8 protein-coding genes and 1 tRNA gene are annotated in these 16851 nt (G+C 26.6%); 6 read left to right on the top strand and 3 right to left on the bottom strand.

Features of this window, described 5'->3' with window-relative positions; translation table 11 throughout:
- Nucleotides 1–1186: 1186 nt before the first annotated feature.
- Nucleotides 1187–1262, bottom strand: a tRNA-Asn gene (locus FVIR_RS01085).
- A 2410-nt stretch (nt 1263–3672) separates the two neighbouring features.
- Complete coding sequence (gene ahpC, locus FVIR_RS01075; RefSeq protein WP_067497839.1) at nt 3673–4236, bottom strand: alkyl hydroperoxide reductase subunit C; 564 nt, start codon at nt 4234–4236, stop codon at nt 3673–3675.
- A 1882-nt stretch (nt 4237–6118) separates the two neighbouring features.
- Between ahpC and erpA the strand changes: the two genes are divergently transcribed.
- The 4 genes from erpA to queE all read left to right on the top strand — a co-directional run bounded on the left by erpA (nt 6119) and on the right by queE (nt 10994).
- Entirely contained in the window at nt 6119–6463 is a 345-nt protein-coding gene (erpA, locus tag FVIR_RS01070) for an iron-sulfur cluster insertion protein ErpA (RefSeq protein WP_067497837.1), read from the top strand.
- 732 nt (nt 6464–7195) lie between these two features.
- The gene (gene pyrG / locus FVIR_RS01065; RefSeq protein ID WP_067497834.1) at nt 7196–8854 is read left to right on the top strand and encodes a glutamine hydrolyzing CTP synthase; all 1659 of its coding nucleotides are present in this window, start codon (nt 7196–7198) and stop codon (nt 8852–8854) included.
- A 59-nt stretch (nt 8855–8913) separates the two neighbouring features.
- Nucleotides 8914–10215 (top strand): phosphopyruvate hydratase, encoded by a 1302-nt coding sequence (eno, locus tag FVIR_RS01060; RefSeq protein ID WP_067497830.1) that lies wholly within the window; start codon nt 8914–8916, stop codon nt 10213–10215.
- Nucleotides 10216–10319: 104 nt separating this feature from the next.
- Nucleotides 10320–10994, top strand: a complete 675-nt coding sequence (gene queE / locus FVIR_RS01055) for a 7-carboxy-7-deazaguanine synthase QueE (protein WP_067497826.1) — start codon at nt 10320–10322, stop codon at nt 10992–10994.
- A 166-nt stretch (nt 10995–11160) separates the two neighbouring features.
- Here queE and queD read toward each other — a convergent pair whose 3' ends face one another.
- Nucleotides 11161–11523 carry a 6-carboxytetrahydropterin synthase QueD gene (gene queD / locus FVIR_RS01050; protein WP_067497823.1) on the bottom strand — a complete coding sequence of 121 codons (363 nt, stop codon included), beginning with the start codon at nt 11521–11523 and terminating at the stop codon, nt 11161–11163.
- A gap of 2150 nt (nt 11524–13673) precedes the next feature.
- On the opposite strand from queD, the gene ftsB reads away from it, so the two are divergent.
- Both ftsB and nlpD read left to right on the top strand, forming a co-directional pair.
- Entirely contained in the window at nt 13674–13976 is a 303-nt protein-coding gene (gene ftsB, locus FVIR_RS01045; RefSeq protein WP_067497820.1) for a cell division protein FtsB, read from the top strand.
- A gap of 1650 nt (nt 13977–15626) precedes the next feature.
- Nucleotides 15627–16682, top strand: coding sequence for a murein hydrolase activator NlpD (nlpD, locus tag FVIR_RS01040; protein WP_070097234.1), 1056 nt, complete (start codon nt 15627–15629; stop codon nt 16680–16682).
- Nucleotides 16683–16851: the final 169 nt, after the last annotated feature.

The following is a 16851-nucleotide window of genomic DNA, read 5'->3' as shown; positions in this document are numbered from 1 at the left end:
TAATCAACTTGCATCTAATATTACAATAATAGATTTTCATAACAAAGATCTATTAAAATTCCAAATCAATCTGTAATATGTTAGTTTATTTTAAATCTAGATAAACTTTAGCTTAATTTTTATATTTAGATATTCTATATTTAAACGTTTTATAGGTGAATTAATATATTTTAGTTATTATGATCTTTTAATAAACATGAATAAAACAATACTATTTATAATACGTATAACCTATATGTCTGAATTCCTATTTTTAAAAAACTTATTAAATTATGTTCTATTATTTTTTGATAAAAATAGATTTATTACTTATAATAAGGTATTATTTTGTTAGTTATGTTAACTATATAAATTAAGTTTATCTTACAGTTAAAGATAATCAAATCTTAATTAGAGTAAACTATTAATAATAATTCTAAATGGATTAAATCCAGTGAAAATAACATAAAATAAAAACTAATCATATACGTAACTATTTATATTTTATTTATATTTTATTTAAAATAATAATGCTACTAACCGTAATATTATTATTTTTTAATCCGACAGATATTAAAACATATAATACTTGAAAATCGGTAAAACATTAAGTAAATTATGCATGATAATATCAAAACTAGTATAAATATGAATATAACAGAAAATAACTAATAGCACTTATTTGTGCTTACATTCCTAGTTACTGATCTGTTTTTACACTATATTTTTTAAAAAAACTATATCTCTTATAAAGATAAGAGATATAGTTTTAACCTTATTTTATAGGTTCTATCTAATTTATAGATAGGCCATAACTATTTAATCTGATGGGATTCTTAAATAATAGCCTTTTGATAGCAGGTATCACATTTAAACTCGATTTTTCATTTGATTTTGATATTAATTATTTGTTATAATATACCTGTATATTCTCTTACATTCTATTTTTAATAGTATGTCTATGCAACAATTTCAAACGATGTTTTCAATTTATATAAGCTATTTCAGTGAAATATTGTTATGCTGAGTTACTATTTAACTATAGCATTTTAGATATTTTATGGAAACAACATAATTAGAAATTTAACATAATACGAATTTTCTTTCACTATCGAAGATAGTACGCTAGTTCTAGCTGACTAGAACTATTTTATTTAAGCATAAGATGAAATGGATTCAAAAAAACGTGAAAAATATAAAAAGACACTGGCTCCTCTGACTGGACTCGAACCAGTGACATACGGATTAACAGTCCGCCGTTCTACCAACTGAACTACAGAGGATTTATAAAATAGATGAGATAATATCAGATGTTAGGAAGGTTGTCAAAAGGAGAAATAACATAAATCGATTGATCGTCTAAAAATTAGACATTTTATCTTAAATTAATCTATAAGCTTTTACTCTCTCTAGAGTATTTAATATGTAAAATATTATAATAATAGTAATATAAATATATAATATTATAACTATAATAGTACTGAATTTGTTAATAAATATCGGATTTTTATATATTAATTAGATAATTACTTAAAAGCAGAATATTATTCGAATATATTAATTCGGATATATTAATAATATTAATAAATATATCTAAATAGATAGAAAGACTTCAATTAATAACAGTAATCCATAATTTGTATATATTTAGTTATTTAACAAATAGCAAATATTATTTTTTAGTGAATAATTTTATTTCTAATACTTATTAATAACTCCTTTTTTTAATCGATATTAAAAGGTATCAATAAAGCTAATTAATGAAACAAATATATTTTATAGATTAAATTGATTCATGTTTATCTGCCTCTTAATTTATTCTATAATATGTAGAAAAATTCATCTGCATTAACATAATTAATAATTCTAATCTTAGATTAAGATTAGAATCAGCGTAGAATCTATAATAGTATGGTACTTAATATTAAAAATTTCCTATTACTAACCTTAGTGCTAACTGTTTTATTATCTATAATATCAGATAAAGATTATTAAAGAACAAAAAAATTTAAGGATTAAGTTTCTATTTAATTAGGATACTATTTATAATATCTATATTTTAATGAACAAATTTCTTCTCTAAGAATTAGAGGTAATGAATCCGTTATTAAATTTTAAGGTATTAGTTAATTTCAGCTTTACATATATTCATATCATAATTTTTTATCAATATTGTACATTTGCTATTTTAACTTATATTAGAAGATTTTGTTATTTATATATTAATCGATGTCAAACTTGTTAAAATAACCTAAACAGCATAAAAAATCGACAATAATACAAAATATAAATAGCATAGCACCATTCATACTTATAGTTTTATTAAGATAGACCTTTATTAGTACACACTTTAAAGTTAGTAAGTAGTTTTTATTCATTATTCAGTATAGCAAAAAATTTTCTGCTGATCTCTTTCAATAAAAATTCACAGATGATAATATCATCCAGATATCAATCATAGATATAATATAGAGTTATATTTACAAAAGTGTTACTGCAGTTTATAACGTTTCCTATTAAGGAAAAACTAGCTGAAATATTTTGATTTACATATATCTTATAGTAATCATTTAAGATCAAAAAAATATTAAGTAATCTCAATATATTGAGAAATAATTTTATATTTTTCCATGCTATGTGATCCTATTTCGATATAAAAATGTGATTTAGAAAGATCAATATAAATTTTCTTTAAAAGCGAACAAATTTTAGCAGTATTTTACTTCATGTAGTACAATTATACAGCATAGCTACGTGGAATATTTTTATTACTACTGAAAATACATCAAACTGAACATCAGTTGAAATTAAGAGCAAGTTTTATCTGTTTTAGTTCCTAAAGTATATTTTTTAACAGGTTATAAATCCTTCTTGCATATTCTTATGAATACTAGAACCAGCCTGGACCGATAGCACTTTACTCAAAGTATTATTATGAAAATACAAAAAGAAAAATATTAACTATCAGCAAATATCAATAGATTTGTTTTTAAATTAGGAATTGCTAAATTTTTTGTAAACTTAGCTAAGTTAAGTAATAGTAATAGAAACAAAATATATTGATAACCTTTTATTTTTTTTGAACTATCATATAGATAGTTTTTCATTAGAAATTGTGATATATCTTGAGTAAGTAATTGAGATACGATCATTTATGAAATAATATTTAATATTTATATTTATCAAAAATGAGCACTATTTGTTATATTTGCATTTAATATTTAATTAATATAATTACATTTAACATATTTTCTTGCTGTTTTTAATAAATTATAAGTATATATAATATTACTAGCGATCATATTAATCCAATTTAATATTAATTAGTCGCTAATAGAATAAAACATAGTTTTAAATTCCTATCTTGACTTAGTGGCGTATGATATTTGCACCAAGTAGTTACTCTATTGATAACTTTATTAAGAAAATTTTTATCAGGATTTTTTCTCTACTGAAAAGTAGAGCTGTTTATGAAACATTTAAATGTTTATTGTATTATATTCTAAATTTATTTTTTGAAATCACTATTGTTAGTATGTCAGGATGTTTAAATTTAAAAAATAAAATCTAGCGATGGTTATTTTTATCGTTAATGCACCTCACTAACCTACAGTAATTTGGTTAATGAGGTGCATTCATAATATTTATGAGTAATAAATTGGTAGCTTGTAGAGTTAATTTCCGTTAGCAAAGTTATATTTTTCCAATTAGATCTATCGAAGGGGAAATTGTTTTATCACCTTCCTGCCATTTAGCAGGACAAACCTCACCAGGATGGTTAGCAACATATTGCATAGCTTTTACTTTACGTAAAAGATCTCTTGCATCGCGACCAATACCTTCTGTTACTACTTCAATAGCCTGGATAATGCCTTTCGGATCGATAACAAAAGTACCACGGTCGGCTAAACCATCGTTTTCACGTAGATTATTAAAATTTCGTGTCAACGTTCCGGTAGGATCGCTAATCATTGCATATTTAATCTTAGCGATAGTTTTAGAGCTGCTATGCCAAGCTTTATGAGTAAAGTGAGTATCTATGGATACTGAATAAACATCAACACCTAATTTTTGGAATTCATCATAACAATCAGCCATATCACCTAATTCAGTTGGACAAACAAAAGTAAAATCAGCCGGATAGAAGAAAAAGATACTCCACTTTCCTTCTATATCTCTGTTAGTAATCTGTACGAATTTACCGTTTTTGAATGCTTGGTTACTAAAAGGCTTAATTTTGGTATTAATTAAAGACATTTCTTTCTCCTAATTTATTAATCAAAGACCAATAAATTATTTTCTAATAACTTATGATGTAATGTTATTGATTCGATTAATGATGTTTTAGTGCTATAACAAAGTTATATTGTATGGATACAGGTATTTAGATTATAAACTTAGAATTCAATTATTTTAAATAATCAACTGTGTTAATTTACTCCTGTAATAAAGAAAATCAATGTCAGAGATAGTATTAGCACTAATAAAATTAGCTCTATTACTAGAATCGCATCGATAAGTTAAATATATATTAATAAATAAATAGAAATAAAAGACAGTGAACGGTATTAAAGTTAGATACTACTCCATTAGTATTAGCTCTAGAAACTGAAAAAATCAGATTTACTAACTAATAGAAAAACTGTTATGAAGTACAGTCCGACTATGATAGATCAATTCAAAATAAAATTATAAGCATAGATAAAAATTGCGAATAGATTGATCTATTGTTAATAGGATAGTAGAATATAAAAGCCAATAGAATTGACTTTTATGTATCTATTTAAATCATTCTCCTTATCTAAGCTGATATAGCGATTATCAATTTTTAATGTTATAAACTCAATCTATTCTACTTAAACTAAGTATTCATATCAAGATCTTTTTATTATAAATAATTGATTGTAAAAAATTTTATAAGTTCTAACATATATATTTATACTATGATAAAGAGTTATTTCATATTATTAACGATCAAGAAAACTGTACTTTTACTAATTTTTAGTTAAGATTTTATATAATTGTCTTATTTTAAATACCAATTCATATATAGCATTAAATTTTTAGTGCTTGAAAAGTCATTTAAACAATGATATTTGCACACTATACAATATTCTAGATTTATATCAACATATTTTTATTGATACCTATAACCAATTTGTGGATATTAATATTAGCTTAAAAAGTGATTACATAATTTATGTAATATCACCATCAGAACATTACATAGAGTTATATTAGTATAATTAAATGGATATTTAATTATCTCTTTTGATAAAGAGACAATTAGAATCCAAATTGATTTAAGGCTTAATATAGTTGATATATTTTAGATTGCTAACTATATTTCTACAAATCAAATAAAATTTTACTATATCATAGTATATGCTTGATGTTTTTCTATTTATAAAAATTTATGAATTAATTAATAAACATTAAATGTTTATACTATAAATAAAAATATAGCATATGATATAATCAGATATCGTATTATTAAATAATCAACAGTATTACATTATTTTTCAAATTAAAGTTGCTAGTCGATTTAAAGTAAATATTAAGTTTCCTATAAGCATAGGAAATATCGCAGCAACGCTGCTAGCAGCTACTGATGTAAATGAATCTTAAAGATAATCTAAATTAGAAATTGTTTTATCAATATTATTAAATTGATAGGTTATAACTTGATAAAGTTATTATTACATGCTTATTTCAGTTTGATTTGACTTAACTATTTTACTAAACGAAATATAATTATCGACTGAATTGCTATTTATTTATTTTGGTACAATACTAGTAATGTCATTCTTGTAGAAATAATTTGCTTTTCATATAAATAGCACTTTGAAACTCCCAATATACAATAGCTATTGTATATTCTGGTAATCAATTCTTTTCTTTATAATAGTTACTATTAACTAGTTTACGTTAAAATTTGAGATTATCGATAATTGTTAATTTATTTCGCTGATTGTTATCATTGAGGTAAAAAATATAAAAAATCGGATAAATATTAAAACAAATTCGTTTTTTATAATTCGTAATGATTGAATATAAATAATGTTTAACCAAAAATACTAGCTCTAGCTAGTAAACACATTAGATGCTTTAGGACTAATAACAGTTATGGAGTAACATCATGAGTGTAATGAAAATTTTTCCATTACAGTTTACAGATGCAGCAGCAAACAGGGTTAAAAATCTTATTGCAGACAAGAGAAATCTAGATCTGAGATTGCGAATTTATATTACTGGTGGGGGCTGCAGTGGCTTTCAGTATAATTTTATCCTTGATGATAAAGTTAATATGGAAGATTTCTCTATTGAGAAACAAGGCGTTGCGCTCATTGTAGATCCAATAAGTTTACAATATTTAATTGGTGGATCTATTGACTATAGTGAAAACCTAAAAGGTTCGCGTTTTATTGTCATAAATCCTAATGCTAAGACTATTTGTAGCTGCGGATCATCGTTTAATATCTAATGCAACATATACCAGATTAGCATAATATTAAAATCGTAATGTTGCACATATCAGTTTTATTTTTCTGTCAGGATTTTATATTAAACTGCTAGCAGAGAAAACAGTATTAATCATGACTATGAAATTAAATACTGGTAATTTTATTTTCAAGAAAATGACTATACTTCGTATTAAAAGTTTTAAATTTTTTCATTTTTGATTATGTCGTGTATAATATTCCTAGCGATATAGATAGAGCTAGGAATATTATTAAGAAAGATAAGTAAATCATTTATGTCGTTATGTATCATAATATTTCCGTTATTAATATTTTTAATAATCTCTCATACTTATTATTATAAGTATCACTTGCAAAGTGCTTTATTGATAGTACCATTGATAGATACATTAATTGCGGACTATATTAAAATTTTTTAATGCAATGGGATTATCTAATTCTAGAATACTAGTTTTTAGCTCATTACATTACTAGATCTAAAATAAAACATTAATTGAAGTAATCTGATTAATAAAGTAACTTGACATGAAGAAAGTAACCCTAATTAAAAACAAACTAAATTTCATATTATAGATTTTATCTATATTTTAATATTATTAAACGTATATAGAAATTTAATATATAAATAAGCGTATATTGTTTATTATATATGCTTATTTATATATTATAGGGTTTAATGTGTACTTTTTTCGTCTTAGTTATCGTATCTTTATACCTAATTTCTCAGGTTTAGCATGATAAAAAAGTATATTTTTATAACCGGCGGGGTTGTTTCTTCTTTAGGTAAAGGCATTACTGCAGCCGCTCTAGCGGCTATCCTGGAAGCTAGAGAGCTTAATGTTACTATTATAAAATTAGATCCCTATATTAATATAGATCCAGGTACAATAAGTCCTGTACAACACGGTGAGGTTTTTGTAACCGAAGATGGCGCTGAAACAGATCTAGACTTAGGGCATTATGAACGCTTCATTCGTACTAAAATGTCACGCCGCAATAACTTCACTACAGGTCAAATTTATTCCGATGTATTACGCAAAGAGCGTTGTGGCGATTATTTAGGAGCTACGGTTCAAGTGATTCCTCATATTACTAATACCATCAAGGATTATATCGTTGAAGGCGGTCATGGTCATGATATAGTCCTTGTAGAAATTGGTGGTACGGTTGGAGATATTGAATCGCTGCCGTTTTTGGAAAGCATCCGACAGATGGCAGTAGAAGTTGGGCGAGAGCATACTCTCTATATACATTTAACCTTATTACCTTATATAGCAACGTCTGGAGAAGTAAAAACTAAACCAACCCAACACTCAGTAAAAGAGTTGCTTTCTATTGGTATTCAGCCTGACGTGCTAATTTGCCGCTCCAATCATTCTATCTCTAATAATGAACGTGCAAAAATTTCTTTGTTCTGCAATGTGCTTGAAAAGGCGGTAATTTCGCTTAAAGATGTTGATTCAATTTATAAAATTCCGGTATTATTAAAAGCACAAGGGGTAGATGATTACATTTGTAAAAAATTAGGTTTAAAGTGTCCTGAAGCAAATCTATGTGAATGGGAGAGAGTAATTTACCAGCAAGCGAATCCGGTTGGTGAAGTAACTATAGGTATGGTCGGAAAATATATCGCCCTACCAGATGCTTATAGGTCGGTAATAGAAGCTCTGAAACATGCTGGCTTAAAAAATCGCTTAACAGTAAATATTCGTTTGATTGATTCTGAAGACATTGAAATCCGCGGTGTTAAAATATTGAAAGATTTAGAAGCTATTTTAATTCCCGGTGGTTTCGGTTATAGAGGTGTAGAAGGTAAAATCATGAGTGCAAAGTACGCACGTGAACAGAAAATCCCCTATTTAGGTATTTGTTTAGGGATGCAGGTCGCTTTAATCGAATTTGCTCGACATGTAGCAGGAATGCAAGATGCTAACTCTACTGAGTTTGTATCAAATTGTAAATATCCAGTAGTAGCACTTATTAAAGAATGGCAAGATGAAGCTGGTAATATAACAAAAATGCGTAGCAAGAAAAGTGATTTAGGTGGTACTATGCGCTTAGGTAGTCATCTATGTCATTTAGTGCGTGATAGTATAGCACAGTTACTTTATGGTAAAATTACTATTTTAGAACGTCATCGTCACCGATATGAAGTTAATAATATGTTCTTAAAAGAACTTGAATCTGCCGGATTACGCGTTGCTGGTTTTTCTCAAGATACTAATCTAGTAGAAATTATTGAATATCCAGATCATCCATGGTTTATTGCTAGCCAATTTCATCCAGAATTCAATTCAACACCGCGCGATAGTCATCCGTTATTTTCTGGCTTTATTAAAAGCGCGAATAACTATCAAAAAAGTAGAAATAAAAAACAAAAAAATAGAGCATAAATAATCTCAGTGAGTGTTCTATTAGAAGTTATTCTCTAATTTATATTAAGGAAATACAAGTGTCTAAGATTGTAAAAGTCATTGGTCGTGAAATCATCGATTCCCGTGGAAATCCAACCGTAGAAGCAGAAATATATTTGGAAGGTGGTTTCCTAGGTCTAGCTTCTGCGCCATCAGGTGCTTCCATTGGATCACGCGAAGCGCTAGAACTACGAGATGGTGATGAATCCCGTTTCTTAGGTAAAGGTGTTACTAAAGCGGTTGACGCTATAAATGGTCCTATTGCTCAGATTATAACTAATAAAGATGCTAAAGATCAGGCTACATTAGATAAAAGAATCATTGATCTAGATGGAACTGAAAATAAATCTAAATTTGGTGCTAATGCTATTTTAGCCGTATCTTTAGCTATCTCTAAAGCAGCTGCTGCTTCTAAAGGAATACCACTTTATGAATATATTGCGGAACTTAATGGTACAACAGGTAAATTTTCTATGCCTTTACCGATGATAAATATCATCAATGGTGGTGAGCATGCCGACAACAATATTGATATTCAGGAATTTATGATCCAACCAGTCGGTGCAAAAAATTTCAAAGAAGCAGTTCGTGTAGGCTCTGAAGTATTTCATAATTTAGCAAAAATATTGAAAAGAGAAGGTATAAGTACTACTGTTGGTGATGAAGGTGGATATGCCCCAAACCTAAAATCAAATTCTGCGGCACTAATTCTTATTAAAGAAGCAATCGAAAAAGCTGGTTATTTACTAGGGAAAGACATCACACTAGCTATGGACTGCGCAGCTTCTACATTATTTGAGGAAAGTACCGGAAATTACAATCTAAAAAGCGAAGGTAAGAGTTTTACTTCTCAAGAATTCACCCATTATCTAGAAAATCTGACAAAACAGTATCCGATCGTCTCCATCGAAGATGGTCAAAATGAATTTGACTATGATGGTTTTATTTATCAAACTAAAATATTAGGCAACAAAATTCAGTTAGTAGGAGATGATCTATTTGTTACTAATACCAATATTTTAAGGAAAGGTATCGAGAAAAATATTGCTAACTCAATTCTCATTAAATTTAATCAGATCGGGTCACTGACTGAAACCTTAGAAGCTATTAAAATAGCTAAAGATGCAGGTTACACTACTATTATTTCTCATCGCTCCGGAGAAACTGAAGACACTACTATTGCTGACCTAGCAGTAGGAACTGCAGCTGGACAGATAAAGACCGGATCTATGAGCCGTTCCGATCGCGTAGCAAAATATAACCAATTGATTCGTATTGAAGAGACACTTGGCGAACGAGCACCGTTCAGAGGTTTATTTGAAGTAAAAAACCAAATATAGTACTAGAATTTAGTTCTATTTTCTTATGTATGTTGAAATTAGATAAGAATTTTAATAGATAGATAAAACTCAACCTTATTTTTAACTGTAATTATGATATAGCTATGCAGTATCCACTGAATGAAATTTTTCAAACACTCCAGGGTGAGGGATATTTTACTGGCGTGCCAGCGATCTTTATACGTTTACAAGGTTGCCCTGTGGGGTGTAGTTGGTGCGATACTAAATATACTTGGAAACGAAATGAAAATAATCAAGTAACGTTGAAGGAAATTCTGTCAAAAACAGATAGCAGTAATTGCTGGGCTAGTTTAACGGTAGAAGAAATTATTATGTTAATAGCAAAAAAGAACTGGACTGCGCGTCATATAGTAATAACCGGCGGTGAGCCTTGCCTATATAATCTTATACCATTAACCTGTTCTCTTGAAAATCAAGGGTTTAGCTGCCAGATTGAAACCAGCGGAACTAAAGAAATATACTGCACACAAAAAACTTGGGTAACAGTATCGCCAAAAATAAATATGTGTAAAAAACTATCGATATCAAACCAAGCATTAAATCGAAGTGATGAAATTAAGCATCCAGTAGCAAGAAAATGTGATATTGAAAAACTTGATATATTATTGTCAACTCTTAAGAATGATATTAAAAAACGGATAATTTCGCTTCAGCCAATAAGTCAAAAAAAGAGAGCTACTTGTTTATGTATTGAAACTTGTATTGCTCGAAATTGGCGCTTTTCGATGCAAACTCATAAATATCTCAACATCGCTTAAGAATTACTACTACATTATCTATATAGTCAGATGCTTAGAATACAGCAGTTTTTCACATTGCTTTAAAAACTTTTGCTTCATATTATCTTATCCTCTCTACTTATTATTTTAAAATGGAACAAACATAAAATTACTTAGTGTAATAAGTAATTTAGTATAGAATTTACTACTGTCCGCGGTAAATACAACCTGCGGTACAAGTTTCCCTTAAAGTAATAGCACTTAGAACAGGTAAACTCGGTTTAAGCTGCTGCCAAATCCATTTTGCTAACACTTCACTGGTTGGGTTTTTTAAGCCAGGAATTTCATTAAGATAGTAATGATCTAATCGATCTAAAATCGGCTGAAAGGCAATTTTTAATTCAGCTAAATCTATAATCCAACCGGTATGGGATTGCACTTCACCAGTTACTTCAAGTCGCACTAAGAAAGAGTGTCCATGCAGTCGACCACATTTATGCCCAATAGGTACATATGGTAAGCAGTGGGCGGATTCAAAGGTAAAATCTTTATATAACGTGGTAATCATTATCATTTTTCTTTAGTTACATTAACTGTATAATCAAAGCTAACACGCTATGATACTATATTTATAGTCGTTGAATACTTTTCGATGATTGCAAACTCATTTCTAATTATTACCAGCTCTACTAAGGATAGTTCATTGTAATTTATTAACATAACGGTACTGTTAAGTACAGTAAATTTTTCCCTATTCTTACTATAAGATATCATTACTGTGCTTTTATCGATAAGTTTTAATATTAAAATCGTCAGGCATACAAAGATACTGTTTATTTATAAAAAGAAAAAATCAATCTAATAAATTCTTTAAAGACAAAATCTATAATATAACTTTTAGATTGATCTATAATATCTTTCATTTTTATAAAAATGAAATAGAGTTTACTAGCAATAGATAATTATATTTTTAAGGTATTAGCAAAGATTACTTATGTTATTAGTATTTAAATTCTATAATAGAATAGAATTGGATATACTATAAATCTAAAATTATTAAATTCTAATAAGAAAAAATCAGAATAATTTTGCTTTATTTTATAATATAATATACCAATCGTCTAAGTTTTAATATTCTCGGTTATTTTAATACTGAAAGAACTAATGTAATATATATTTTCTGATAAAAAGATTAATTTTGATATTATATTGACTACTAGTCTCATTAAAAGATAAAACTTTGATTAAAAGGAAATTTTATCTATTAAGGTAGTAATCCTTATAAAATAAGATTACTAATATAAATGTTAATTACAGTGATTTTAGTTTATAACAAAAATAATCGATAATGATGGAACATCTCTGCTAATATAATAAAAGTAAACTATTAATTATTAGTAATAAGCTAGAGCTTAATGTAAAGATTACTAGTTAAAATTCGCATTAAAAAGAATTTAGTATTATATTAACATCAACATATTCAGTTTAATATATGAGCATTAGTTTTTTATTTAATACTATTAATATAGTAGATTCAATATGCTAATAATTCTAGATTAGAATTACGATAGTTAGATCATTAACTAACAGTATTAGTTATTTAAAGATCAAGTGATACTATTTATTTATCAATATATATTATAATCTACTATGAAATAATTATTATGAATTAAAACGCCTATACTATTGCATAATTGCATTTTCATTCAATATGCTTAGTAAGCTACTATTATTTATTATGTTTGAATGACCACGTAAGATAAAACAATCTATTTAAAAGAAAAATAATTATTGGGATTTGGCATCTTGTCAACGACAATATAGCTTGTTATTTTGATCTGTTTTCCTATTAGGATCGAATATAAAATTAAATAGGCAATAAAGGTATTATTTAGTTTATGAGATTATATCTTAATATTGATGCTATCGGCAGTCATCAATCTCTCTTTAACATGATGAGAAGTAGCTAATACAGTATATATTATCCTGCAATCACTTTATAAAAGTATTTATCGATACGTGAATAACTATCTAACAGATGCACTATCCTAAATAGTTCTATAAAACCCTATTAAAATTAGTATCTTTAAATTTATAATTTATATGTATTAATGTACTTTGAAAAGTACTTAAGTAGTTATATCTAGATCTAAATAACGAACAACTGGTAACAAATTTTATTGATTATTTATGAAATATTTCTAAAAAATATATGTTTATTAATTTATAAATTACCAATAAATAACTAAATTTACTAGAAATTTTACAAAAAAAGAGGTTTATTCTAACCGTTATCAAGATAAACGTGCTATCCTGCTTAAATTTAGCTTTATCCCTTAGCATATCCTAACCAGGATGAGTTATTTTATAACCATATATGGAAATATAGCTTTATTTATCTTTTGTTAGCTAATTTTACCTTCTATATTTTAGTATTTAAGTTCGATATCCCTTTTCCTATTCTACACTGATCTTTTTTATTGTTTTTTTGTAATATGTATACTAATTAAGCATTTTCTAAAAAACTTCTTTTGCTTTTAAAAGAGTTTATTTGTTATTTCTATCAACCTATCTAACCTCAATCTTTTATTCTGTATTTATTTTTTATTCTGGTAATAACATTACTATTCTCTGTATTTAAGAAAATATTATGATATTTAATCTTATTTAGAGTCTAGCTGCAATTATATAATAATTATTATTTTAATAAGGGATAGTATGCAAAAATTGACACTGTTTTTATTATTATTACTTGGCTGGTTTCAATATTCATTATGGTTTGGTAAAAACGGTGTATACGATTTAGTTCAAATCAAGAGAAATATTACAGAACAAAAAAACAGTAATGCTCAGCTCAAAATTCGAAACAATCAACTTTTTTTAAAAATTGATGATTTTAAAAATAACCAGGAAGCCATTGAGGAACATTCACGTAATGTACTTGGCATGATAAAACCAGGAGAGAAATTATATCGTCTGTTATCAAAGCAGAATAAATTAAAATCAATAATGTTTATATAAATAATATAATCAGTAATAATTACATTAATAGCTCAGATCTATGATATTATCAGCCGGTATTAGTAGTTTTATAAAATATCTTTAAAAAATAACATTTCATTTCATTAAAAGATTTTTAAAAGATATCATTGATATAATGATATGTTATTATTTTTGTGATACTATTTAATGTAATAATTTTAAGTTAACAAAGTAATAATCTGATAGTATTCATTGTATTAATGATAAGAGAAAAGATCAATTTTTTGCTTTCTTTTCTCTATAGTAAATTATTCAATACCATTTAGATAGCAATTAAAATAATTTAGCATAATATATACTATGCATACTAAACAATGGTAATTTTAATTCAATTGACTAAGACAACTAGTATTTTATCATAATAATAAATCTATGAATCTAATTTAATTGGATAGTAACTGAAAAATTTTCACTGATTATTTTTCTTCTAAACAGCTAATATTAATTTCCTTTCTGTTGTGCTGTTATTATTTAATAAATACATATTGATATAGATATATCAGTATTAATACTGATAGTACGTGAATTTTATTCTAGTGCTATTTGACCGGTATTATATAACAATAAGTTTGCTTCGTTCGCTATATTTCTATTTTCACTATGAAGATAGTAGATGTTATTATTTATTATCGCTATTATCTTATAATTATATTTGTGACTGACAGTGGTAAATTTGGATTTTACTCTATTATAAAAAGCAGCATAGTAAAATTTATAATCTAAAATTTTTATAAAATGTGATCATTACTAATGTTAAATAGTTCTAATAAACTGATCTATGAGAAAAATATTTTAGATGAAATCATTAGCATGATATGAGAGCATATCATGCTAATCTCGTTAAAGATAAATTATCACTTTAATTTTCAATTTGTTCGTTTTTATAATTAATTCAGTAATATAAAGAAAGATTCGTTTCATGATAGATATATAAAATGTTCTTAAACACTTGTACCAACAAAGTATCTATGATGCATATCTGCTTCACACTATGTGGTAGTGTTATATAAATATTTTATCGATGAAATTTTCTAAAATATTTTTTGTGATAGTTCTGTATTTGCTAATTTAGTTAAGGAAAACTATTTCAAAATTCTATATTACGAAAATAATAATTAAACTATTGATATAATAGTTAGAATTGCTAGTATTAAAAATTAGAACTTATTCTATTTATCAGGCTTTTATCTAACAAATCCAGTGAAATATTTTTAATAAAATATATTAAAATAATGGTCATATTGGCTAATCTAGAGCTGCCATAGATATTTATACTTCAGTTGGATGAAAGAAGTTTGGTGGTATTACCTATCGAATATGAATAATAGTGTTTAATCATAGATATTTTATAAATAGGGTAAATTAATTATTAACGTTGTTTAATTTTTTCAGATCTACTTTATTCATAATAAATAAAGTAGTCTAAATTTTTTAGTGCTTATATTTTATATAAATATTGAATAGTATGGGTTAAATATTGTTTTTACTACTAACAATAGTATATTTATTGACTTTTAATCAGCTAAAAATTCTCCTGTTAGTGAGATGATAATCTGAAAAGATGTATAACATATAATATTATTTCATTTTAAATAATTATTAGTATCGCTACTGTAGAAAGGATTGAGAATGGAAAACCCTAAGAGCGCATGGCGTTGCATTACGGTTTGTACCATAGTCGTCATTTGTCTAGCGGGATGTACAAAAAATGAATTTAACGCACCGATAAAAAGTATCAGAAGAAATAATAATAGTTTTAGTCAAAATAGTAATGATAGTAAAATTACTAATTATGTATCTCAACTCGGTCAGACATATGTTGTAATGAATAATAGCAAACAGAGTCAAGTTAATATCTCTCTAAAAGAGAATATCATTTATAATAGAAATTATAAAAATATTCATAAAGGTTCCTATTTAAGAGGAAAATATAAGGTAAAACAAGGTGATACTCTTTTTTATATTGCTTGGATTACGGGAAAAGATTACCTAGATTTAGCACAAAAAAATAATATTCAAAAACCTTATCGTTTGAAAGTAGGTCAGATTTTACAGATAAAAAACAGAACCACAGATGGAATTATTTCAGTATTTAACACTGATCAGATAAATACCGGTGTCTTAATTACTCATATTCCTACATCAAATTCATATTTAATAAAATCAAACACTGATTCTAATAAAAAAAATATAGAAAGTTCATATAAATCGAATGATAAAATATCGTTTACTAGTAATTCTCTTATTAATATAAGAGAATCTATCAAAAAACAAAGCATAGTATCATCTGAGATTTCATCTAGTAGTATTGGCATAACTGGTTGGAGTTGGCCGACACATGGGAAAGTTATTAATAATTTTTCAGTTATAAAAGGTGGTAACAAAGGAGTAGATATTTCTGGTTCTCGAGGACAACCAATTTTAGCAACTGCCAGCGGTAGAGTAGTTTATGGTGGTAATGCTTTGCAGGGTTATGGTAATCTTATTATTATAAAACATAATGATGATTATTTAAGCGCCTATGCTCATAATGATACGATGCTGGTTCAAGAACAACAAGAAGTCAGTACGGGGCAAAAAATCGCTACTATGGGTAGTAGCGGAACTAATACAACTAAATTACACTTTGAAATTCGTTACAAAGGAAAATCCGTAAACCCACTTTATTATCTTCCGCAGTTATAAACTGTTATTAACATCCCAAAATTATATTGTAAATTACAAGTAAAAATCACTATAAATTAAAATACTTTAAAAGTTAATAAATTAACTGAAATAGCTGAATTTGATGAAATATGATTTAAGTATTTGACAGAAAGCTATTAATTAACAATTTTAGTATAAAATTCAAGAA

This window comes from Candidatus Gullanella endobia, from assembly GCF_900048035.1.
GTDB lineage: Bacteria > Pseudomonadota > Gammaproteobacteria > Enterobacterales > Enterobacteriaceae > Gullanella > Gullanella endobia.
Note: the sequence above shows the minus strand (reverse complement) of the source record. Positions and strands in the feature narration are given on the sequence as shown.

Excerpts from the sequence above, each read along its gene's own strand:
- pyrG (WP_067497834.1), top strand. The coding sequence starts at position 7,196 with ATGATAAAAAAGTATATTTTTATAACCGGCGGGGTTGTTTCTTCTTTA.
- queE (WP_067497826.1), top strand. The coding sequence starts at position 10,320 with ATGCAGTATCCACTGAATGAAATTTTTCAAACACTCCAGGGTGAGGGA.
- erpA (WP_067497837.1), top strand. The coding sequence starts at position 6,119 with ATGAGTGTAATGAAAATTTTTCCATTACAGTTTACAGATGCAGCAGCA.
- ftsB (WP_067497820.1), top strand. The coding sequence starts at position 13,674 with ATGCAAAAATTGACACTGTTTTTATTATTATTACTTGGCTGGTTTCAA.
- queD (WP_067497823.1), bottom strand. The coding sequence starts at position 11,523 with ATGATTACCACGTTATATAAAGATTTTACCTTTGAATCCGCCCACTGC.
- ahpC (WP_067497839.1), bottom strand. The coding sequence starts at position 4,236 with ATGTCTTTAATTAATACCAAAATTAAGCCTTTTAGTAACCAAGCATTC.
- nlpD (WP_070097234.1), top strand. The coding sequence starts at position 15,627 with ATGGAAAACCCTAAGAGCGCATGGCGTTGCATTACGGTTTGTACCATA.